We start from the raw sequence: 22989 nt of genomic DNA on the forward strand, positions 1-22989 counted from the left end.
CGCCCCCTCTCAGTCCCAGTTGAGTCCGCCGCGCCGCCACACGTAGGTGTATGCGATGAAGACGGTGACGATGAAGAGGACCATTTCGACGAAGCCGAACAGGCCGAGCGCCTCGAAGGACACCGCCCACGGGTAGAGGAAGATGGTCTCGATGTCGAAGATGATGAAGAGCATCGCGGTCAGGTAGAACTTGACCGGGAAGCGGCCACCGCCGATCGGCTGGGGTGCCGGCTCGATGCCGCACTCGTAGGCCTCGAGTTTGGCGCGGTTGTACCGCTTGGGACCCACGATGGGCGCGATCGACACCGAGAACAATGCAAAGAGCGCGCCGAGGATCAGCAGCCCGACGATCGGTACGTAAGGATTGAGCGTCATGCCGTCTCCTGCTCGACTGTTAGCCGCTTCACACTATTAATCCGGTTTCGCGTGGCTCCGACCGGGGTGGCCCTGATGTTCATACCGCGGGTGCGACCTTCGTCAGACCGTTGATGATTCGGTCCATCGCGTCTCCGTCCCGCGGATCCGTCAGGTTGGCCAGGAGCTTGAGCACGAAACGCATCAGCGTCGGGTGCGGCATGCCGTGCCGGGTGGCGATCCGCATGATCTGCGGATTGCCGATGAGCTTCACGAACACACCACCGAGCCGGTAGTACCCACCGAAACGATCCTTCAACTCCGCCGGGTACGCCCGCAGCGCGCGCTCGCGGTCGGCGCCGGCGGGCCGGGCGAGCGCCTGGACGGCGACCTCCGCGGCCAGCTCGCCCGACTCCATCGCGTACGCGATGCCCTCGCCGTTCATCGGGTTGACCATGCCGCCGGAGTCCCCGACGAGCATGACGCCCCGCGTGTAGTGCGGAACCCGGTTGAAGCCCATCGGCAGCGCGGCGCCGAGGATCGGGCCGTCCGCATTGTCCTCGCCGCGCATGCCCCAGTCGGCCGGTGTCGTGTTGAGCCAGTCGGTGAGCATCGCGCGGTAGTTGGTCTTGCCGAAGGCGCTCGACGAGTTGAGGATGCCGAGACCCACGTTCACCCGGCCGTCGCCGAGCCCGAAGATCCATCCGTACCCGGGCAGCAGCCGGTCGCGGTCCTGCGCGCTGCGCAGCTCCAGCCAGGACTCCAGGTAGTCGTCGTCGGCGCGGGACGGCGAGTGGTAGTAGCGCCGGACGGCGACCCCGATCGGCCGGTCGTCGCGCTTGGCGAGGCCCATGGCGAGCGGGAGCTTGCCGGACACGCCGTCCGCCGCGATGACCAGCGGCGCGCGATACTGGACGGGTTCCTTACCGGGGCCGACCTTGGCCTGCACCCCGATCGCCCAGCCGTCCTCGTCGAGCACCGGGCCGGTCACGGTGACCCCGGTCCGCAGCAGCGCGCCGGCTTCCACCGCGCGCTTGGCCAGCAGGTCGTCGAAGTCGAGACGGGTCCGAACCAGACCGTAGTCGGGGAAGCTGGCCAGCTCGGGCCAGTCCAGTTCGAGGCGCACGCCGCCACCGATGACCCGCAGCCCGCGATTGTGGAGCCAGCCGGCCTTCTCGGAAGTGTCCACACCCATCCGGATGAGCTGGCGGGTCGCACGTGGAGTGAGGCCGTCACCGCACACCTTCTCGCGCGGGAACTCGGTCTTCTCCAGCAGCAGGACACGCAGGCCGTGCCGCGCCATGTGGTATGCGGCGGCGGAGCCGCCCGGCCCTGCCCCGACAACGATCACGTCGGCCTCGTCGGCGACGGTTCCTCCTGCGGTAGCGAGGTCGTTCACGGCTCACCTCCGTCAAGCGCAGGCTCGTGAAACAGTTCACAAGCCAGCCCAGTCCGGAGTCTAAGACGGCCATTGAAGCGAATAGGGGTTAGGGAACCCTAACTGTTTCCGAGCGGTGAAATGCCCGCTCCGTGCCCGTTCCTGCTCTTCTGGATTACCCGCTCCGCGGCCTCGCGGGCGGGTCCGTCCAGGTGCTCGGAAAATGTACCGCCAAGCGCGACGTCCAACGCGACGATCAGCTCATCCACCAGCCGCTGCGCGTGTTCCGGATCCACGACGGCGACCATCCGGATACGATGCGCCAGCTCCTGCGCCCGGCGCTCGCCCTCGTCCCGGTCGTCGATCGGGACGTCGATATCGGAGTCGTCGACAAGATAGTCGATTGTCGTCATGCACCCGAGCTAAACACCCCGCACCGGAGGGAACCGGGCAAACGCCATTTTTCAGCTCTTCGTGGCCCGGTGCAGGGCGACGATGCCCCCGGTCAGGTTGCGCCAGCCCACCCGCGACCACGGGCCCGACCCGGAGATGCGGGCCGCCAGCCCCCGCTGGTCCGGCCAGGCGCGGATCGACTCGGCGAGATAGACGTACGCCTCCGGGTTGCTCGAGACGCCGCGCGCCACGGCCGGCAGGCTGCGCATCAGGTAGGACAGGTAGATCTTCCGGAACGCCGCACCGGTCGGGTGGCTGAACTCGCACACCACCAGGCGCCCGCCCGGCCGGGTCACCCGGGCCAGTTCGCGCAGCGCCGCGGAGGTGTCGACGACGTTGCGCAGGGCGAAGGAGATCGTCACCGCGTCGAACGCCTCGTCGGGGAACGGCAGCTTGAGCGCGTCGCCGGCGACCAGCGGCACGGTCCGGCCGCTGCGCCGGCCCGCCCGGAGCATCCCGGTCGACAGGTCCGCGCCGACCGCGAAGGCGCCCGACCGGCCCAGTTCCTCGGTCGAGACCCCGGTGCCCGCGCCGACGTCGAGGACCAGCTCGCCCGGGCGCAGCGCCAGCGCCGCCCGGGTCGCCCGGCGCCAGCCGCGGTCCTGCCCGAAGGAGAGCACGGTGTTGGTCAGGTCGTACCGCTCGGCCACGCCGTCGAACATCTCGGCGACCTCATGCGGCTGCTTGTCCAGGTCTGCGCGCGTCACGCCTGCCTACTCTGCACCATCCGAGCGCCCCGCCCGCCACCCCTCGCCGGACTGAAGCCCACCTCACACAGAACGGGCGGGATGGATAACCATCCCGCCCGCGCCTTGTGCGTTATATATACGACCGCCATCGGTCGGGTCCGACCCCGCCGCCGACGGTCATGAGTCGTGGCGACGCTTCAGTTGTTGCGGTGTTACGCAGGCAACGTAACAGCGCAAACACGCTTGGCCAGGGACACGCGCAGCTCGTTACCGAGGAGCAATCAGCCCCTGCACGCTCCGCTGACCCTCACCTGACCGATCGGTCGATCCGGACGGTCATACGGCCCATCGACACCCCTCAGTTTCGCCGTGGTGGCGGCGCCGCCGCCTAGGAGGCGTCCACGAGCGGGAGCTGCGTGCGGGCGGCGCCGCCGCCGGGCATCGCGATCGATGAGAAGTGCGAGACCACGCGCTCGTCCGTGGGATCGTCCGCCTCGGTCGCGTGCACCGCGAGGTGCCGGTAGAGGGTGTCGCGCTGCGCCGGTACGCGGCCCGCCGTGCGGATCATCCAGATCAGCTCGTGCAGGTTGGACCGGTGACGCGCGCCCGCGGAGGAGATCACGTTCTCCTCGAGCATGATCGAACCGAGGTCGTCGACGCCCAGGTGCAGGGCGAGCTGGCCGACGTCCTTGCCGGTGGTCAGCCACGAGGCCTGCAGGTGCGCGACGTTGTCGAAGAACAGCCGGGAGACCGCGATGAAGCGGAGGTATTCCATCGTGGTGGCCTGGGTGCGGCCCTTGAGGTGGTTGTTCTCCGGCTGGTAGGTCCACGGGATGAACGCCCGGAAGCCGCCGACGCTGCCCTCGGCCTCGACGGCCGAGTCGACGTAGCCGTTCGCCACGGCCAGGTCCTGCACGTCGCGGATCATCCGGATGTGCTCGATGCGCTCGGCGTTCGTCTCGCCGGTGCCCATCATCATCGTGGCGGTGGAGCTCAGGCCGTTGCGGTGCGCCACGGCCATGACCTCCAGCCAGCGGGCGCCCGACTCCTTGAGCGGGGCGATCGCCTTGCGCGGCCGGTCGGGCAGCATCTCGGCACCCGCACCGGCGATGGAGTCGAGGCCGGCCGCCTTGATCCGGACGACAGCCTCCTCGATCGAGACGCCGGAGACCTTCGCCATGTGCAGGATCTCGCTCGGGCCGATCGAGTGGATCATCAGCTGCGGGTAGGCCTGCTTGACCGAGGAGAAGAGGTTCTCGTAATACTCGACGCCGTAGTCGGGGTGGTGACCGCCCTGGAGCATCACCTGCGTGGCGCCGAGGTCGATCGCCTCGGAGCAGCGGTGCAGGATCTCCTCCATCGGGTGCGACCAGCCCTCGGCGTGCTTCGGCGCCCGATAGAAGGCGCAGAACTTGCAGGCCGTGACGCACACGTTCGTGTAGTTGATATTGCGGTCGATCAGGTAGGTGACGATCCCGTCCGGGTAACGCCGGCGCCGGATCGCGTCCGCCGCCTCGCCGAGGGCGTGGAAGGGCGCGTCGGTGTAGAGCAGCAGCGCCTCCTCGGGCGTGATCCGCCCACCGTCGGCCCCGCGCTGCAGGATGCTGTCGATCTCCTGATTCGCCGTCACGCCACGAAGCCTACGTGTCGCCTGCTGCGGGCGTCAGCGGCGCGGGTCACTGGTCCTGCTCCCGGCCGGCACCCCGGGACCCGTTCGGCACGCGTGGCCCTGCCCGGCGGGCCGCCCCATGCGCCGCGGGGGTGCCCGGTCGTTAACCTCGACAGATCGATCGGAAATCGGAGTGCCAGTGCTCGTCGTGCATGGCGTGTGGATCGCCGGTGAGTCCGCGCCCGGGAGGCTCGCCCTCTGGGCCGAGGACCCCGAGCTCCCGCTGACCACCTCCTCGCGGGCCCGCCGCCGCCCGCATCCCTTCGCGGTGCCGGCCGAGGCGCTGACCGCCGCGCTGACCGGCTCCTCGGACGATCTTCGCGACGCCCTGGCCAAGGCGGCCGGCGCCGGGGTGACCCTGCACCTGCCGGGCACCCCGAAGGGCCCGCTCCCCTCGCCGGAGACGGGCAGCGAGGCGCCCGGGCGGGGCGTCCGGCTCGGCGCCTGGGAGACGCCGGCGCTGATGGTGCCCGCCGAGAGCGCGCTCGCGGCGCTGGGCGCGCTCGCCGATCCGGACCCGGAGGGGCCGTGGAGCGCGGCGGCATCGCTGCGCTACCTGTGCGTGCTGGCCGGCCACGCCTGCGACCTCGCCCGCCGCGGCCGGATGCTGCCGCAGCTGGTGATGGAGTCCGGGGTGCCGGCCGCGCGGTGGCGCCCGGTGCTCACCGGGGCCGACGCCGCGTCCTACCGGGACTTCGCCACCGCGATGCCGCCGGTCTGCCGCGCGGCGTCGACCGGCGGAGGCACCGCCGATCACGGCACGCCGCCCGCGGGCTCCGGGGTCGGGGTCGGGCGGACGCTGCGGGACGCGGTGGAGGTGCTCGTCGACGCCGCCGCGCGGGCGGTGCTGCCCGAGCGGCTGCTGGTCGGCATGCGCCCCGGCCCGAAGGCTCCCCTGCCCGATCGCTGGATCGCCGCGCTCACCGCCGCCGACCCCGCGCTGCCCGGGGCGCGGCCCGCCGACGTGGCAGAGCTCTCGAAGCCGCTGGTCGGCTGGCTGCGGGCGGCGCACGAGGCCAACGGGCCGATCCGGGTCAGCTTCCGGCTGGCCGAACCGCCACCGGGCGAGGACGGGTGGGCGCTGGACTTCGCCCTCCAGTCCGCCGAAGACCCCAGCCTCTATCTGCCCGCCGCCGGTCTCTGGTCCGGCACCCGGATGCCCGGCCTGCCGGCCCGCCCCGACGAGACCCTGCTGGCCGGGCTGGGCCGCGCGGTCCGGCTGTTCCCGGCGCTGCACGAGGCCCTGCTGCAGGCGCAGCCCGAGGGGATGTCGCTGAGCACGGGCGAGGCGCACGAGTTCCTGCGCCAGGCCGCGCCCCTGTTGCAGGCCGCCGGCTTCGGCGTCCAGCTGCCGGCCTGGGCGGGGCGCAAGGCGGTCGGGCTGAAGCTCACCACCCGGACCCGCAGCAGGACCCCGTCCGGCAAGGCCGCCGCCGACTCCGGGTTCGGCCTGGACCAGCTTGTCGACTTCCGCATCGACCTGGTGATCGGCGAGGGCACGGTCAGCGCCGACGAACTGGCCGATCTGGCCCGGCTAAAGGTGCCGCTGGTCCGGGTCCGCGGGCAATGGGTCGAGCTGGACGACCGCCAGCTCAAGGCCGCGCTGAAGGCCGTCGGCCGGCGCCGCGAGGGCGAGCTCACCGCGGCCGAGGTGCTGCAACAGGTGGTCGACGGCGGCGAGGAGGACCTGCCGCTGGTCGAGGTGGACGCGGACGGCGCGCTCGGCGACCTGATCTCGGGCCATGCCGCCGAGCGGCTGAGCCCGGTGCCGACGCCCCCGGGCTTCCAGGGCACGCTCCGGCCGTACCAGGAGCGGGGCCTGTCGTGGCTGCACTTCCTGGCGCGGCTCGGGCTGGGCGGCATCCTGGCCGACGACATGGGCCTCGGCAAGACGGCGCAGACGTTGTCGCTGCTGCTCGCCGAGCGGTCGGATCCCGGGGTTCCGGTCGCGCCGACCCTGCTCGTCTGCCCGATGTCGCTGGTAAGCAACTGGCAGAAGGAGGCGGCCCGCTTCGCGCCCGCCCTGCGGGTACACGTCCATCACGGCGGCGCCCGCAAGCGCGAGGAGGACTTCCGCGACGCGGTGGCCGCCGCGGACCTGGTCATCACCACGTACGGCACGGCGCTGCGCGACCTCGAGGCGCTGCGTGAGGTCCACTGGGGACGGGTCACGTGCGACGAGGCGCAGGCGATCAAGAACAGCGGCACCCGGCAGGCGCAGGCGGTCCGGGCGATCCCGGCACGCACCCGGCTCGCGCTGACCGGCACGCCCGTCGAGAACCACCTCGCCGAGCTCTGGTCCATCATGGAGTTCTGCAACCCGGGCCTGCTCGGGCCCGCGAAGCGGTTCCGGCGCAGGTTCCAGGAGCCGATCGAGGTGCGCGGCGACGCCGACGCGACCGCCGCCCTCAAGCGCGCCACCGGCCCGTTCGTGCTACGCCGCCTCAAGACCGACAAGTCGATCATCTCCGACCTGCCGGAGAAGAACGAGATGAAGGTCTGGTGCACGCTCACCGCCGAACAGGCGACGCTCTACCAGGCCGTGGTCGAGGACATGATGGCCGTCATCGACAACAGCGAGGGCATCCAGCGGCGCGGCAACGTGATCGCCGCGATGACCAAGCTCAAGCAGGTCTGCAACCACCCCGCCCACCTGCTCAAGGACGGCTCCCGACTGCCGGGCCGGTCCGGCAAGCTGGCCCGGCTCGAGGAGCTCACCGAGGAGATCATCGAGGACGGCGACAAGGCCCTGATCTTCACGCAGTACGCGGAGTTCGGCACGATGCTGCAGCCCTACCTGGCGGCGCACCTCGACCGGCCGGTGCTCTGGCTCCATGGTGGACTCAACAAGGCCCGGCGCGACGAACTGGTCGACCGCTTCCAGAACGACAGCGAGCCGGTGCTCTTCCTGCTTTCCCTCAAGGCCGCCGGCACGGGCCTCAACCTGACGGCCGCGAACCACGTCATCCACGTCGACCGCTGGTGGAACCCCGCCGTCGAGGACCAGGCCACCGACCGCGCGTTCCGCATCGGACAGTCGCGCAACGTGCAGGTGCGCAAGTTCATCTGCACCGGCACCCTCGAGGAGAAGATCGACGCGATGATCGAGCGCAAGAAGGCACTGGCGTCCGCGGCGGTGGGCACGGGCGAGGACTGGGTGACGGATCTCGACACCGACCAGCTGCGCGAGCTGTTCTCGCTCGACCCGGCGGTGCGCTGACATGCCCGTCGACCCCGAGGGACGCTGGTTCTCCACGACCGGGCCGATCCGCGTGGACGGCGGCATCGCCGTGCGCGCCAAGCGCGGCAAGATCGGCGAGCAGTGGTGGTCCCGCCGCTTCGTCGACATCCTCGAGCGCACCTGCGACGCGGGCCGGCTGGCGCGCGGCCGCGCGTACGCACGCAAGGGCCAGGTCATCGACTTCGAGCTGACCCCCGGCCGGGTCGCCGGGCGGGTGCAGGGTTCGCGGCCGGAACCGTATCTGGTCACCATCGGCATCCCGGCGTTCGACGAGCCACAGTGGACGAGGATTCTCGCCGCGCTCGGATCGCAGGCCCTGTACCGCGCCGCTCTGCTAGCCGGCGACATGCCGCACGAGCTCGTGGACCTCTTCGAGGAGCTGGGGCTTCCGCTCTTCCCGTCCAGGTTGGACATGGACTGCTCCTGCCCCGACTGGGGCAAGCCCTGCAAGCACGTCTCCGCCGTGCTGTACGTGCTGGCGGAGGCCTTCGACGACGACCCGTTCCTGGTGCTGGCCTGGCGCGGGCGCGACCGCGCGGAGCTGCTGGCGGCCCTGCGTGGCCTGCCGGAGCCCGTCGAGACCATCGACCCGCTGTCGGTCGAGGAGGCGCCGCTCGACTCCCGGCTCGGCGACTTCTACACCCCGGCCATCTCGCTGAGCCGCCTGCGGGAACGCCCCGGCCGCGTGACGGTTCCACCGGAGTTGCTGCTGCGGGTGCTGGACTCCCCACAGGTCCGGGTCCGGCACATCCCCCTGGTCGACGTACTCCGGCCGGCGTACCGGGACCTCGCCGACCCGCCGTCGGCCTGAAACCGTGCGCAGCACAGCTCCCGGGTCGTAATCGGCGCGAGTCTGCGCTACCGTCCGTCCACTTGTAGTGGAGGTACGGAAATGACGGCATGGCCCCGGCTCGGTGCGGCGGCTCTGGGCGCCGTCCTCGGCGTCCTCCTGATCAGCCCGGTCGGGGCGGCGCCGCCGGCGAGCCACGACGAGACCCTGTACGTGGAGCTGGACCGCCAGGGCGTCATCGAGCCCGGCGGCACCATGACCTTCGTGATGGCGGCCTCGTACTACCCGTCCACCGTCGCCCAGCACCGGACGGTCCTGCTGGAGCTTCCGGAGGGCGTCACGTTCCGCAGCGCGGACAACGACTACGCCGCCGGCCCGTGCGTGCCGGACGCCACCGGCCGGGTCGTGACGTGCACGACCCAGGATCCGGTCGACGAGCGACCGGCCCTCAACGCCACCTGGTTCGTGACCGCGGACCTGGCCGACGACCTGCCGCCCGGCGAGTACGTCACGGTCAAGACCACGATCAACACGGAGATCCCGGATCCCGACCTGTCGAACAACGTCGGCACCTGGAAGTTCTTCGTGCCGGGGCCGGGTGACATGTCCGTCGCCATCAGCGCACCGCCGGGCCCCTGGGCGGTCGGCGCCGAGTTCGACGCGAAGTTCACGGTGCGCAACGACAGCCGCTACCGCTCGCCCGCGCAGCTGTACTCGCGGTTCAGCCCGTCCAGCGTGAGCCACAGCGGCTGGCCCACCGCCTGCAAGCCGATCCGGGGCACGATGAGCTGCGACTTCGCCATGATCGAGGCCGGCGCGACCGTCGAGTTCACTGTGCACTTCAAGGTCCCGAAGTACGACGCCGCAGGCCTGGAGATCCTCTCGACGATCCTCCCGGTGGCACCGGACACCGACCGGGGCAACAACGATGCGGCGTACCGGGCCGACCTGAAGCCGTCCGGTTCGCCCGCGCCGACACCGACCGGCGACACCGGGGGCAACGCCGGCGGCGAACCGTCCCTGCCGATCACCGGCCCTTCGACCGTCACGCTCGCGCTCATCGGCTTGAGTCTGCTCGTCGCCGGCGCGGGCGCCCGGTTCCTGCTCCGCCGGCCCGCCTGACAGCAGGAGGCGGCGGGCACGGTGGCCCGCCGCCTCAGCTCGGTCCGGTCAGCCCTTGTGCCACTTCTGGTTCGCCGTGCCGGCACAGTCCCAGAGCTGGAGGCGGGCGCCGTCCGCGCCGTTCCAGTCCTTGATGTCCACGCACTTGTTGGCCTGCGGGTTCACCAGGTCACCCGCGCCCGAGAGCACGAACTGCTGCGCACCGGTGCCGTTGCACGTGTAGAGCTGGATCGGCGCGCCGTTCGCCGTCGACCCGGCCGCCACGTCCATGCACTTGTTGTTCTGGCTCTGCAACGCGCCGTTCACGGCGGTCCACTTCTGCGCGTTCGTGCCGTTGCAGCCCCAGGTCTGCAGCGGCGCGCTGTCCACGAAGTTGGAGCTCGGCACGTCGACGCACTTGCCGTTCCAGTCGCTGATCAGCGCCTGGCCGCCACCGGACGGCGGCGGGGTCGTCGGTCCGCCCGCGCCGAAGGGCGTCAGGATCAGGCCCGCGGAGCGCGGGTCGCCGTCGTGCACCAGGGACTCGAAGGCGCCGACGTCGTCGAAGGCGAACGCGTACGCCTTACCGTCCGCCATGTTCTGGTGGATGATCTTCGCGTACTGGTTCGTCGGGCTGTTCTGGTAGAACTGCGCCGCGTTGGTGCTCGGCTGGGTGTCGACGGTGCCAAGCGTGCCGCGGTTCAGGGCCGCGCAGAGCGTACGCGAGATCGGGCCGACCACCAGGTCGTTCGGGGCCGGCAGGTCACCGTCGCAGCCCCAGACACTCGCCGACGACGGCTTGTTGAACGACGCCACCCGGGTGCCGGCGCTGTTGGTGAAGTTCATGACGTTGCCCGACGTACGGCCGAAGTACTTGGTGTTCGGCTGGTCCCCGAACGGCACGACCGTCAGCGTCTTGCTGGTGTACGCGTTCCACGCCGACGTGATGTACGAGTCCAGGTAGCTGGCGCTGAGCAGCCCCGCGCCCGCGGCCTTGCCCGGCGCCAGGGCACGCAGCACGGTCCCGTCGGAGCGGGTGTACACGGTGTTCGCCCAGCCCGGCTGCGCCTTGATCGCGTTGATCACGTTGTTGCGGCCGTTGTTCACGGGCTCGCCGGTCTTCTTCGTCGCGCCGGAGGCGCCCGTGACGGTCACCGCGTGCGGCACGGAGAACATGTCGACCTGCGAGCTGTTGAGCCACAGGCCGGCGTCGTTGTATGTGAACTCGCTCCAGTCGAACAGAATGTTGTAGTTGGCGTCGCCGCTGGCCCACGGCGCCGGCTGGACCAGGCCGTCCGGCGTCAGGAAGAACTTGAGCTTCTCGCCGAGCGAGAAGTAGACGCGGCCGGAGAAGCCGCGCGGGAAGTTGACGGTCGTCGCGCCGCCGTTGCCGGGTCCGCCGATCGCCACGTCGGGTGCGGGCGTCGGCGGTAGCCCACCGGCCGGCCAGGGTGTGAAAGTGCCGCCCTGGTTCACGTACCCGAGGCGGTTGGTGTTGAGGTTGATGCCGATGACGTACAGGTAGACGGCGTCGCCACGGCCGGTGTTGTTGGTGACGGTGACCGGTAGCACGGCCGGGCCGATGGCCTGGGCCGGCGCCGCGGCCGACACGGCCGCAACCGGCACGGCCACCGCGAACGCGGCCAGCACATGCAGGAGTTTGGATCTGGTACGCACGAGGACTCCTCGGGGCGCAGCGGGTACGGGGGATGCCCCGCGGCTTGCTGGGGAGGCTCGCCGCAGGGTTGGAGACGGGGTGCGGTGCGCCCAGAGAGCGCTCTCACAGACTCGAATAGTTAACTCGGTGTGTCAATAGAAAACGGCCGATGTGTTACCAGAATATTTCCGAAACTGGGCCGGGCTAGGGTCGGATCATGAGCGAGATGAGCTATCGCCGCCTCGGCACTTCGGGACTTGTCGTGTCGGTCGTGGGTATCGGCTGCAACAACTTCGGCCGCAAGCTGGACGTCGACGGCACCCGGGCGGTCGTCGACGCGGCGTTCGACGCGGGGATCACCCTCTTCGACACCGCCGACATCTACGGCACCCCGCACGGCGCTTCCGAGGAGTGCCTCGGCGCCGCCCTCAAGGGCCGGCGCGACGAGATCGTGCTGGCCACGAAGTTCGGCATGGACATGGAGGGGCTCAACGGCGCCGACCGCGGCGCGCGCGGCTCCCGCGGCTACATCGTCCGCGCGGTCGAGGCCTCCCTGCGCCGGCTCGGCACCGACTACATCGACCTCTACCAGATGCACGAACCCGACGCGGCGACGCCGATCGACGAGACGCTGTCGGCGCTCGACGATCTGGTCCGCAGCGGCAAGGTCCGCTACCTGGGCAACTCGAACTTCTCCGGCTGGCAGATCGCCGACGCGGACTGGACGGCCCGGACGGCCGGCCACACGCCGTTCATCAGCGCGCAGAACCAGTACAGCCTGCTGCACCGCGAGGTCGAGGACGAGGTCGTGCCGGCCTGCGAACGGTTCGGGCTCGGCCTGCTGCCGTTCTTCCCGCTGGACAGCGGCCTGCTCAGCGGCAAGTACCAGCGCGGCCAGACGCCGCCGGCGGGCACCCGTCTCGCGCTGGAGCGGTACCAGCGCTGGCTCGACGGCGCCGACTGGGACACCATCGAGGCGCTGACCGCGTTCGGCGAGGAGCGGGGGCACAGCCTGCTCGAGGTCGCCATCGCCGGCCTGCTCGCCCAGCCCGCGGTCGCCTCCGTGATCGCCGGGGCCACGACGGCCGAGCAGGTGCGCGCCAACGCCGCGGCCGGCGACTGGCGGCTGACCGCCGCGGACGTGGTGGCGCTGGACCGGATCTTCGCCGGCTGACCGGGGGCGCGCCGATGAACGAGGAGACGTCCCGGACGGTCCTGCCCGCGGCCGTCTTCGCGTACTACCGCGACGGGGTCGGCGATCAGGTCACCCGGGACGAGGCGGCGGCGGCGTGGCGCGACTGGCGGTTCGTACCGCGGCTGTTCCGGGACGTCTCGCGGGTCAGCACCGAGATCGAGCTGTTCGGCGCGCGGCTGGCCGCGCCGGTGCTGGCCGGGCCGACGGCCCTGCACACCCTCGCGCGGCCCGAGGGGGAGGCGGCCACCGCCCGCGGCGTGGAGGCGGCCGGCTCGCTACTGGTGCTCAGCTTCCGGTCCGGCCGGCCGCTCGAGGAGATACCGCTGACCCGGCCCTGGTGGTACCAGGCGTACGTGCTGCGGGATCGCAGCGTCACCGAGCGGGAGGTACGCCGGGCGGTGGCGGCCGGGGCGCGGGCGATCGTGCTCACCGCCGACGCCCCGTACGTCCATCGGCGAACGGTGCCGGAGGCGGGTGCGCTGGCCCCGGCGATCCGCCCGCCAGCGCTGGAGCAGGATCCGGCGCTCGGCGCGGACACGATCACCTGGCTCGCCGGCGTCTCGGGACGGCCCGTGCTGGTCAAGGGCGTCCTGCGGCCGGAGGACGCCGTCGCGTGTGTGGACGCGGGTGCGGCCGGCGTGATCGTCTCCAACCACGGCGGCCGCCAGCTGGATCGGGTCGTCGCCACCGCGCACGCCCTCGGCCCGGTCGCCGAGGCGGTCGGTGGGCGCGTCCCGGTGCTGGTCGACGGCGGCATCCGCGACGGCGCCGACGTGCTGACCGCGCTGGCGCTCGGCGCGCGGGCGGTGCTGATCGGCCGGCCCTTGCTCTGGGCACTGTCGACGGGCGGCGCCGACGGCGTGCGGGACCGCCTGGATCTGTACCGCGAGGACCTGGCGCGGGCCATGGCGCAGGCCGGCCTGGCGGCGCTCGAGGACATCGATGCCTCGGTTGTGAGACACGTCACCCACTGTCCACAAACCGCCATCAATCGTCATCTCTTCGGATGACGGCCGGAAACAGTTCTCCTGCCAAACTAGGACCGCCACACTAGCCCACCGTCCTGGATGACCTTTGACGATCATCGCCGACGCCCTGCGCGCCGACAGAAACGATCTGATCTGGGCAGCCAAGCGGGTGGCATATGTGGCTTTTAGGACCACCACCGGCTTCCTTCTGCGCCACTCGCTCCTGTTCGCGGTGCTGGCAGCGGCCGTCGTCATGCGACTGCTCATGCTGCGGGCGTACCCCTATGCCTTCTTCTTCTCGGACAGCCGGCCCTATGTGGCCGGCGCGTTCGACAACGTGCCCTACGACATCCGTCCCTTCGGCTATTCGGTCCTGCTCAAACCGTTCGTGCCGGGTCCGCTACAGCACGTCGCGGTCGCGCAGCACGTCCTGGGCCTCTGCCTGATCCTCGCCGGATACACGTTCCTGGTGCACCGCGGCGTCCGGCCGTGGCTCGCCGCGCCGGCCATGCTGCCGATCGCGCTGGACGCCCGGCAGCTGACGCTCGAGCACTACGTGCTGGCCGAGACCACCTACGTGGCGCTGACCCTGCTCGCCCTGATCGTGCTGGCCTGGCGGGAGAGGATCGGTGTCGTCGCGGCGGCGGTCGCGGGCCTGCTGCTCGGCTTCGCGGCGATCACCCGTACGGTCGGGTTGCCCGTGATCGGCCTGGTCGTGCTCTACCTGCTGGTGCGGCGGATCGGCTGGGCCCGGCTCGTCGTGTTCCTGCTGCCGGTCGCGCTGATCCTCGGCGGCTACCTGGTCTGGTACCACATGACCTACCGGGTCTACGCGTTCGGCGAGTTCCAGGGCCGGTTCCTCTACGGCCGGGTGATGCCGATCGCGGACTGCGACAGGCTGAAACTCACCCCGTTGCAGCGCACCCTCTGCATGCCGATCGCGCCGCAACCCTGGAAGCAGCGCCCGGACCAGTACATCTGGAATCCGGACAGCCCGGTCAACCGGCTCTACCCCAGCACGATCAACGACGCGTTCATCGGCGAGTTCGCGAAGGAGGTCATCAAGCAGCAGCCCGGCGACTACTTCCGGATGGTGCTGACGGAGACCGGCTGGCATCTGATGCCGCAGGCTCCGCTGTGGGCGACCACCCGGTGCCCGCAGGAGAAGTGGCTGCCGCCCGCGATGCCCGGCGAGTCCTGCAACGCCGCCTACTACCTCGACACCCCTTCGCCGGTCAGCGCGTCCGAGGCCACGATCAAGGTGCCGAACCCGCGGGGCGAGCAACTGCGCAAGTACGGGCTGAAGGTGACCACCCCCGGCCCGGTGTACGCCGCCGGCATCCTGCTGGCGCTGCTCGCGGCCGTCTTCCGGCCGCGCCGCGTCAGCTGGCGCGGCGCGGCCGACTCGCTGCTCTTCGTCGGCACCGGGCTCGGGCTGATCGTCGTCTCGGTCGCCACGAGCATGTTCGATTACCGGTATTCCAACCCGGCCGTACTGCTGATCCCGATGGGGATCGCGCTGGCTGTCAACCGGATCGTGGCAGCCGCGCGTCTCAGGAGAGAACGACCTCCGCACACAGAGGACGCGGCGCCCGCGCCGGCCCTCACCGCCAGCATTCCCATCCAGAAAACGAAAGCAGCCGCCGAACATGTCAAGTGACGTCGAGGTCACCGTCCTGCTGCCCTGCCTCAACGAGGCCGAGACCCTCGAGACCTGTGTCCGCAAGGCGCTGCGTTCGCTCGCCGAGCTGGGCGTACGGGGTGAGGTCCTGGTCAGCGACAACGGGTCGACCGACGGCTCGCAGGAGATCGCCCTGCGATCGGGCGCCCGGGTGGTGCACGCGCCCCGCAAGGGTTACGGCGCCGCGCTGATCACCGGCATCGCCGAGGCACGCGGCCGCTACGTGATCATGGCGGACGCCGACGACTCCTACGACCTGTCGAAGCTCGGGCCGTTCATCGAGCGGCTGCGCGAGGGGCGCGACGTCGTCATGGGCAACCGGTTCCGCGGCGGCATCAGCCCCGGCGCGATGCCGTTCCTGCACCGCTACCTGGGCAACCCGGTGCTCTCCTGGCTGGGCCGGGTGCTCTTCGGGCTCAAGGGCATCGGCGACTTCCACTGCGGCATCCGCGGCTTCGACCGCAACCGCATCCGCGACCTCGACCTGCGCATGCCGGGCATGGAGTTCGCGTCGGAGCTGGTCGTCCGGGCCTCGCTGAACGGCTACGACATGGCCGAGGTGCCGACGACGCTGCAGCCGGACGGCCGCAGCCGCGCGCCGCACCTGCGCACCTGGCGCGACGGCTGGCGCCACCTGCGGTTCCTGCTGGTCTTCGCGCCGCGCCGGACCCTGGTCTGGCCCGGCCTGATCGTCTTCCTGCTCGGCCTGGTCAGCACCGCCCGGCTCGCCACCGGCGCCCGGCACATCGCCGGGATCGAGTTCGACGTGAACGCCCTGGTCTACGCCTGCCTCGCGGTCCTGGTCGGCGCGCAGCTACTGCTCTTCGGCGGCTTCGCGGAGCTGTACGGCCGCTTCGAGGGGCTGGTCCGCGACGACCGGCCGAGCCGCTGGACACGCTGGCTGACCTTCGAGCGCTGCATCATGATCGGGCTCTCGCTGATCGCGATCGGCCTGACCGGCACGATCGTCGCGCTCACCAGCTGGGGACAGACCGGATTCGGCGCACTCGACCCGCGCGGCATGATCCGCCTGGTCATGCCGTCCGCGACGGCCATCGCCCTCGGCCTGATCGGCGTCTTCTCCGGGCTCTTCGCGAGCCTGCTCACCCTGCGCGGCATGCGCCCGGCGCCGCTGCCGAAGAAGATCGTGCGCACCGTGCCGCGCCAGCCCTCCGGCGGCCGCCGCGAGGTCGCGGCCACGGAGAAGCACTGACCTCCCCGGTACGGGACCCACGCGGTCCCGTACCGGAGCCAGGGTCTATTCGGCGACCGTGACGATCCGGCGGCGCCGGGCCAGCACGAAGGCGATCACCCCGCCGATCAGCAGCAGGGCACCGCCGCCGGCCAGCAGGCCGGCCGGTGCGCCCGTGACGGGCAGGCCGCCGCCGGACCCGCCGTCGCCGGGGACCTTCACCAGGATCTTCGCCGTGTTGTTGCCGGTGTCCGGGTCGTCCGCGCCGCCGTTGACGGTCAGCACGCCCTCTTCCTCGTTGAGGCCGTTCTCGATCTGCGCGGTGAAGGAGAAGAGGATCTCCTCGCCCTTGACGAGGCGGCGGGGCGCCACGCAGACGTAGTCGTGGCCGGAGACCTGGCCACCCTGTCCCCAGGACGGCTCGCCGTCCGCGTTGACGACGCAGTTGTCGTCCACATCGATCAACTTCGTGCCGGACGGGGTGTGCACCTTCGCCGTCAGGTAGTAGCCTTCCGGCTCCGCCGGGCGGGTGACCGCCGGACCGTCGTTGCGGAATCCGACCTTGATCGTGCGGGTCTCGCCGACCTCGCCGGCGAACGTGCCACCGATCGCGACCAGGTCCGCGTTGTTCCCCGCGATGTCGACGGCGAAGGACGTGTAGTCGTCCCACTCATTCAGGTCGCCCTCGGGCGGCGCCAGCTTCATCAGCTCGCCGGACCGGCTATTGGCCGCCTTCTTCGCCACCGCGGCGGCGCCGAGTTCGAGCTCGTCGCCGTTGAGGGCGAACATGACGAGTTCGTGGCTGACCGGGCTGAGCGCGTCGATGGTCGCCTCGACGGTCAGCGGCGTCGACCTGTCGACGGTGAACACCTGGCCCGGCGCGATGGCCTGCTCGAAGAGGCAGACCATGCCGTAGATCTCCGGCACCCGCGCGCAGTTGCGGTATTTGACCGGGAAGGTCACGTCGTAGGGGTAACCGGCGAACCCGACGGCGATGCTCGCCACGGCCTTGTTGCCGTTGTTGCGCACCGCCACCGGGATCGGCGCGGACCTACCCGGCGCGAGCTTGATGTCGTCGATGCCCGCGACCTCGAGATCGACGCCCTGCACGGCACCCACGACCGTGATCGTGACGGATGACAGGGAACGCCCGGCCCCGTCGCGCACGGAGATCACGAAGCTTGAGCCAAGCGCGGGCAGGTCCTCGGTCGGGTCGACCGTGAAGCGGTAGGACCGGTCGGCGCCCGGTGCCAGGTCACCGACCGCGCAGCTGCCGGCGCCGCAACCCGCCGGGGCCGTGAAGCCGACGCTCGGGTCGATCCTCGAGTCGGCTCCGTCGTACTCGACGACGAGCCCCTCGGCCGCGGCCCGGCCGCGGTTGACGACCTCGAACGGTACGGACTTGACCCGGCCGTCGGTGGTGACCACGCGATCCGGCGCGGAGATGACGACCTGCTGCGGTACGCCGGGATCCGGCTCGGCGTGTGCGGGGGCGGCCGCGCCGAGCGCGGTCAGGCCGGTCATGGCCACGGGCAGGGCGAGCCGGCCCAGGAGGGAGTGCGGACGCATTGGTCACCACTTCGATATGCCGAGGTGAGAAAGGTCCGCAGAGAGTAGGAGACACCCGGAACCGGCGCTACCCCGCCGGGACGAAAGCGGGCTATACCTGGGCGAAGGCCGGACCGTCCTCGGGCAGCGCCGGGGCCTCGCCCCGCGCGGCGGCCCGGCGGGCGAACTCGCGGATGCCCTCGATCTGCCGCTCGCCGAGCGAGAAGTCGAGCGCCCGGAAGTAGGTGGCCAGCGTCGCGGCGTCGAACGGCTCCCAGCGGGCGGCCGCCTCGGCGACGTCGTCGAGCTCGCCCAGGCACAGGTCTCGGGAGCGCTGGAACGCCTCGTGCACGTCCTTGACGACGCCCGGGTTCGCGGTGGCGAAGTCCTTGCGTACCGCCCAGACGGCGAAGACCATCGGCAGCCCGGTCCACTCCTTCCAGGCCTGCGCCAGGTCGGTGACGTGCAGGCCGAGCGCCGGGGCCTCGTACAGGGCGCGCAGGGCCGGGTCGCCGATCAGGACCGCGGCATCGGCCTCGAGCAGCATCTGGGTGAGATCCGGCGGGCAGCGGAAGTACTCGGGTTCCGCGGCGTACCGCTCCGCGAGGAGCATCTGGGCGAGCAGTACGCCGGTCCGCGACGTCGAGCCGAGCGCGACCGGGCGCGTGTCAAGCTCACCGAGCGGCCGGGTCGAGACCAGGTGTACCGAGAGCACCGGGCCGTCGCTGCCGACGGCGAGGTTGGGCAGGAGCAGCAGATCGTCGGCGTTGCGCAGGTATTCGACTAGCGAGATCGGGCCGATGTCGAGGTCGCCCGCGACCAGGGCGGCGTTGAGCCGGTCCGGGGTGTCCTTGCGCAGATCGACGTCGAGCAGGGCACCCGAGCGCATCAGCCCCCAGTAGATGGGCAGACAGTTGAGAAACTGGATGTGCCCGACCCGAGGCCGCTGTACTACGTCGCTCATGCCGGAACGCTATCCTCGGCGAGCCGCTTACGCCGGGCTTCCACCTGCGGTAAGGGACCTATCTCACGTCCGGCCCGCCGCATGCCACCCATGATCACGCCCTAATTGCTTCGCGTGGTCGGGGGCTCCCGCGTATCATCGAACGCTCGCCCGCGGGGACCGCGCGCGCCTCAACCGGGCACAGCCGACGCCTCTTCAGCAGAGGGGAAAGCCGGGCGGCCCAGGTCAGCCGAACAAAGACACCGACGCCGAAAGGTTCCTCGGATGACGCTGCCTGCCCAACCCGACCTCGATCACGAACTGCACGCCGAGCGCGCCCATCTGAAGGAGTCCCGCGCCGCGCTGGGCCGGATGCGCGGCCGGGCCGAGTCCCTCTTCGCCGCCGGCGCGGACGTCGCCGGCGACGCGTACGGCGCGGAGGCCCTCGGCCGCACGCTCTCGCGCCGGGTCGCCGAGCTGGCCGACGACCCGTCGACTCCGCTCTTCTTCGGCAAGCTCGACATCGCTGAGGCGAAATATCACATCGGACGCCGGCACGTCACCGACGACGCCGGTGAGCCGATGGTGCTGGACTGGCGGGCGCCCCTCTCCCAGTCGTTCTACCGGGCCAGCGTCCGCGACCCGCGGGGCGTCTCGACCCGGCGGCGGTTCGGCTTCGTCAAGGGCGAGCTGACCAGCTTCGAGGACGAGCACCTCGACCGCGGCGAGGAGCTGGGCACCAGCAGCCGGATCCTGACCGCCGAGATCGAGCGGCCCCGCGTCGGCCCGATGCGCGACATCGTCGCCACCATCCAGCCCGAGCAGGACGAGCTGGTCCGCGCCGACCTCGAGGACTCCATCTGCGTGCAGGGTGCGCCCGGCACCGGCAAGACCGCGGTCGGGCTGCACCGGGCCGCGTACCTGCTCTACCTGCACCGCGAGCGACTGCGGCGCTCCGGCGTGCTCATCGTCGGCCCGAACACGGCGTTCCTGTCCTACATCTCCGCGGTGCTGCCGGCGCTCGGCGAGGTCGAGGTGCAGCAGGCAACGGTGGACGACCTGATCGCCCGGGCGCCGGTGCGCGGCCGCGACGACGAGGCCGCGGTGCTGCTCAAACACGACCCGCGGATGGCCGAGGTGCTGCGCCGGGCGCTGTGGGGCCGGCTCGGCAAGCCGGTCGAGCCGATCATGGTGTCGGACGGCTCGTACCGCTGGCGGATCGATCCCGAGCCGCTGCGCCGGATCGTCGACGAGGCCCGCCGCGAGGGGCTGCCCTACGCGGTCGGCCGCGAACGGGTCCGGGCCCGGGTCGTCGGCCTGCTGCAGCGGCAGTCGGAATACCGCACGGGCAACTCACCCGGCGAGCCCTGGCTGCGCAAGATGAGCAGGATCGCCCAGGTCCGCGACTTCCTGGACTCCTCGTGGCCGGCCGTGACGCCGGAGGCGCTGGTCGTCGCGCTGCTCACCGACGCCGAACTGCTGGCCTCGGCGGCAGAGGGCATCCTCAGCGCCGCGGAACAGGCCACCCTGCTCTGGGCCAAGGCACCCCGCACCGTCAAGGCGGCGAAGTTCAGCACGGCCGACCTGGTGCTGATCGACGAGGCGGCCGGCCTGCTCGAACGCGAGCCCAGCTTCGGCCACGTGGTCGTCGACGAGGCACAGGACCTGTCCCCGATGCAGGCCCGGGCGATCGCCCGGCGCAGCGAACACGGCTCGATCACCCTGCTCGGCGACCTGGCGCAGGGCACGGCGCCGTGGGCCGCCGCCGACTGGCGGGACACCCTCGGGCACCTGGGCAAGCCCGAGGCGGTGGTGGTGCCGCTGACGGTCGGCTTCCGGGTACCCGCGGTCGTGGTGGAGCTGGCCAACCGCCTGCTCCCGGCGCTCGGCGTCGACGTACCGGAGGCGGTCTCGCTACGTCGCGACGGCACCCTCGCCATCGTGGCCGCGGACAACGCGTCCGAGGCCGACGCCGCGATGCTGGTCGAGGTGACCGCGGCGCTGGAGCACGAGGGGTCGGTCGCGGTCATCGCGGCGGACGCGGCGGTGGACCGGCTGCGCGCGCACCTCGCGGCCGCGGGCCTGGAGGCCGCGACGCCCGACGACGTCGACTCCGAGGCGCGCGTGACGGTGGTGCCGGCCACGATCGTCAAGGGCCTCGAGTACGACCACGTCGTCGTCGTCGAGCCGGCCGAGATCGTGGCGGCGGAGCCGCGCGGCCTGCACCGCCTGTACGTGGTCCTGACCCGTGCGGTGTCCCGGCTGTCGGTCGTGCACGCCCTCCCGCTGCCGGGACCGCTCGCGCCGTGAGCTTCAGAGGGGCTTGACCCAGCGGGACCACTCCTCCTGGCGGCGGTAGCCGCCGGCGGCCCAGATGCGGTGCGCCTGGTCGTTGTCGTCCAGGACCATCGCGTCCATCCGGGTGCCGCCCAGCGCCCGGGCGCGGTTCTCCGCGGCCGCGATCAGGGCCCGGCCGATGCCCGCGCGGCGGCGGTCCGGGTGCACGGCCAGGCGGTACAGGTGGCAGCGCCAGCCGTCCCAGCCGACGATGATCGTGCCGACGATCCGGTCCCCCTCGACGGCCACGATCAGGGCGTCCGCGTCCCGCAGGTGCAGCGCCGCGACCGCCGCCAGGGTGTCCGCGGGGCGGCCCGCGTTCTCGGCCGCGGTGGCCCAGAACGCCATCACCGCCGCCAGCTCGCGGGACTCGGCGGCCCGCAGCACAAGATGATCACTCACGCCCATGATGCTAGGCCGGGCCGGATCCCGCCGCGGGGGCGCGCGGGGACCCGCTCTCTGGTAGACATCGCCAATGACCAATGTGGAGTTGCGCGCCCGCTGCCGGCGTACCGTCGGGTCGATCTTGCTTGCCGGGGCACTCACGGTGACCGGTGGCGCCTTCTCCACAGCCGCGGCCGCCGCCGGCCAGACCGTGCGCGGCAGACTGCTGCCGATCCCGGCCGCCGCGCCGGGTCAGGAGTTCAACGTCACCGCGATCGACGTGACACCGCTCGGTGTCGTCGGCGGCACCGCGCAGGCGATCACCACCGGCCCGGACGGCACCCGGACGGCGATCGACACCCCGTTGCGCTGGGCCGAACTCCCCCGCGTCGGCTGGGTGCGCCAGCGGCTCACCCTGCCCGCGGGCGCGACGTCGGGATCCGTCGACGGCCTCACCGACCACGGCGAGCCCGCCGGCTCGGTCACCCTCGACGGCGCCACCCGGGCCGTACGCTGGTCGCTGGACGGCCAGTCCACGACGCAGATCGGCGGGGCCGGCAGCCTGGTCGACGCGGTCGGCCCGCGCGGCCCGTGGGGTGTCCACACCGCCGGCCCCAACCCGATCGCGGGCGAAGCCGAGCTGGTCACCCGGGCCGGCGCACGGACGCCGCTGCGCGGAACGCCGGAGCTCGACGCCGGATACCGCCGCTCGGTCTCCTCGATCGCCGACGAGGGCACCGCGATCGTCTGGGTCGTCGACGGCATCGGCCGCGGCACCAGTGCCCGCCCGGTCCTGTGGAAGGACGGCGCGACCAAACGCCTCCCGGTGATCAACTACCCGTTCCTGGCGCCCGCGTGCGTCTCCCGGGTCCTCGGCGACGGCAGCGTGGTCACCAGCGGGTACGCCTACGAGACGGGCACACCGAACTTCGTCCTGATCAGGCACGTCGGCGGGGTGCCCGGCACCGACGTCGAACTGTTCCGGGCCACCGGGCCGGGCCAGCCTCTCGCCGGCCTCGGCTGCGGCAACGCGCAGCCCTCGAACGGCCTCGCCCCCGACGGCGGCGTCGCCGGCTACGTCTCCACGGACGCGGACGGCAGGCGCGCGGCCTACTGGAACGCGGCCAACGTGCTGACCGTGGTGCCGCGCGGCCCCGGCGAGGTCTCGGCGACCGGGGCCGTCGCGGCGAGCGGCGGCCGGATGGTGATCCTGGCCGAGCTCGAGGACGGCGGCAGCCGGCTGTCGCTGTGGCGCAATGGCAATCGCACGGAACTGCCCGCGCCCAGGGGGTGGTCGGTGAGCTCGGTGGTCGAGCTGACGGAGTCCGGGGTGCTGGTCGCCAACGTCCGCGACGCGGCCGGCACCACCCGCCCGGCGGCGTGGAACCTGGGCCGACCGTGACACCGGT

At 71.5% G+C, this 22989-nt stretch carries 18 protein-coding genes; 9 read left to right on the top strand and 9 right to left on the bottom strand.

Features of this window, described 5'->3' with window-relative positions:
• Positions 1 to 9 precede the first annotated feature (9 nt).
• From AB0B58_RS15220 to mqnC, 5 genes are all read right to left on the bottom strand, one after another.
• Complete coding sequence (locus AB0B58_RS15220) at positions 10 to 375, bottom strand: NADH-quinone oxidoreductase subunit A (protein WP_023357563.1); 366 nt, start codon at positions 373 to 375, stop codon at positions 10 to 12.
• A 79-nt stretch (positions 376 to 454) separates the two neighbouring features.
• Positions 455 to 1753, bottom strand: a complete 1299-nt coding sequence (locus AB0B58_RS15225; RefSeq protein WP_360223536.1) for a geranylgeranyl reductase family protein — start codon at positions 1751 to 1753, stop codon at positions 455 to 457.
• A 98-nt stretch (positions 1754 to 1851) separates the two neighbouring features.
• A complete protein-coding gene (locus tag AB0B58_RS15230) occupies positions 1852 to 2145 on the bottom strand; it encodes a hypothetical protein (RefSeq protein WP_360223538.1) in 294 nt (97 codons plus the stop codon).
• 51 nt (positions 2146 to 2196) lie between these two features.
• Entirely contained in the window at positions 2197 to 2892 is a 696-nt protein-coding gene (locus AB0B58_RS15235) for a demethylmenaquinone methyltransferase (protein ID WP_360223540.1), read from the bottom strand.
• Positions 2893 to 3262: 370 nt separating this feature from the next.
• Entirely contained in the window at positions 3263 to 4504 is a 1242-nt protein-coding gene (mqnC, locus tag AB0B58_RS15240) for a cyclic dehypoxanthinyl futalosine synthase (protein WP_360223542.1), read from the bottom strand.
• 178 nt (positions 4505 to 4682) lie between these two features.
• Here mqnC and AB0B58_RS15245 point away from each other — a divergent pair, with 178 nt between their 5' ends.
• From AB0B58_RS15245 to AB0B58_RS15255, 3 genes are all read left to right on the top strand, one after another.
• On the top strand, positions 4683 to 7763 hold the full coding sequence (locus AB0B58_RS15245; protein WP_360223544.1) for a DEAD/DEAH box helicase: 3081 nt from the start codon (positions 4683 to 4685) through the stop codon (positions 7761 to 7763).
• A 1-nt stretch (position 7764) separates the two neighbouring features.
• Positions 7765 to 8595: an SWIM zinc finger family protein gene (locus AB0B58_RS15250; RefSeq protein WP_360223546.1), complete on the top strand. Its 831-nt coding sequence runs from the start codon at positions 7765 to 7767 to the stop codon at positions 8593 to 8595.
• An 81-nt stretch (positions 8596 to 8676) separates the two neighbouring features.
• A complete protein-coding gene (locus AB0B58_RS15255) occupies positions 8677 to 9696 on the top strand; it encodes a hypothetical protein (protein WP_360223548.1) in 1020 nt (339 codons plus the stop codon).
• Between the two features lie 48 nt (positions 9697 to 9744).
• Here AB0B58_RS15255 and AB0B58_RS15260 read toward each other — a convergent pair whose 3' ends face one another.
• A complete protein-coding gene (locus AB0B58_RS15260) occupies positions 9745 to 11352 on the bottom strand; it encodes a beta-1,3-glucanase family protein (RefSeq protein ID WP_360223550.1) in 1608 nt (535 codons plus the stop codon).
• Positions 11353 to 11558: 206 nt separating this feature from the next.
• On the opposite strand from AB0B58_RS15260, the gene AB0B58_RS15265 reads away from it, so the two are divergent.
• From AB0B58_RS15265 to AB0B58_RS15280, 4 genes are all read left to right on the top strand, one after another.
• Positions 11559 to 12506, top strand: coding sequence for an aldo/keto reductase (locus tag AB0B58_RS15265; RefSeq protein ID WP_360223680.1), 948 nt, complete (start codon positions 11559 to 11561; stop codon positions 12504 to 12506).
• Between the two features lie 14 nt (positions 12507 to 12520).
• Entirely contained in the window at positions 12521 to 13537 is a 1017-nt protein-coding gene (locus tag AB0B58_RS15270; protein WP_360223552.1) for an alpha-hydroxy-acid oxidizing protein, read from the top strand.
• A gap of 64 nt (positions 13538 to 13601) precedes the next feature.
• Positions 13602 to 15155 (top strand): hypothetical protein, encoded by a 1554-nt coding sequence (locus AB0B58_RS15275; RefSeq protein WP_360223554.1) that lies wholly within the window; start codon positions 13602 to 13604, stop codon positions 15153 to 15155.
• A complete protein-coding gene (locus AB0B58_RS15280) occupies positions 15145 to 16389 on the top strand; it encodes a glycosyltransferase family 2 protein (RefSeq protein ID WP_360223556.1) in 1245 nt (414 codons plus the stop codon). The genes AB0B58_RS15275 and AB0B58_RS15280 overlap by 11 nt, the downstream gene beginning before the upstream one ends.
• 45 nt (positions 16390 to 16434) lie before the next feature.
• On the opposite strand, the gene AB0B58_RS15285 is transcribed toward AB0B58_RS15280, so the two are convergent.
• Positions 16435 to 17937 (bottom strand): hypothetical protein, encoded by a 1503-nt coding sequence (locus tag AB0B58_RS15285; RefSeq protein ID WP_360223558.1) that lies wholly within the window; start codon positions 17935 to 17937, stop codon positions 16435 to 16437.
• Between the two features lie 91 nt (positions 17938 to 18028).
• Complete coding sequence (locus tag AB0B58_RS15290) at positions 18029 to 18880, bottom strand: menaquinone biosynthesis protein (RefSeq protein WP_360223560.1); 852 nt, start codon at positions 18878 to 18880, stop codon at positions 18029 to 18031.
• 264 nt (positions 18881 to 19144) lie between these two features.
• On the opposite strand from AB0B58_RS15290, the gene AB0B58_RS15295 reads away from it, so the two are divergent.
• Entirely contained in the window at positions 19145 to 21169 is a 2025-nt protein-coding gene (locus AB0B58_RS15295) for an AAA family ATPase (RefSeq protein WP_360223562.1), read from the top strand.
• 3 nt (positions 21170 to 21172) lie between these two features.
• On the opposite strand, the gene AB0B58_RS15300 is transcribed toward AB0B58_RS15295, so the two are convergent.
• Positions 21173 to 21598 (bottom strand): GNAT family N-acetyltransferase, encoded by a 426-nt coding sequence (locus AB0B58_RS15300; protein WP_360223564.1) that lies wholly within the window; start codon positions 21596 to 21598, stop codon positions 21173 to 21175.
• 73 nt (positions 21599 to 21671) lie between these two features.
• On the opposite strand from AB0B58_RS15300, the gene AB0B58_RS15305 reads away from it, so the two are divergent.
• A complete protein-coding gene (locus AB0B58_RS15305; RefSeq protein ID WP_360223566.1) occupies positions 21672 to 22982 on the top strand; it encodes a hypothetical protein in 1311 nt (436 codons plus the stop codon).
• The last annotated feature ends 7 nt before the right edge of the window (positions 22983 to 22989 follow it).

The sequence above is a fragment of the Actinoplanes sp. NPDC049118 genome (assembly GCF_040648555.1).
GTDB lineage: Bacteria > Actinomycetota > Actinomycetes > Mycobacteriales > Micromonosporaceae > Actinoplanes.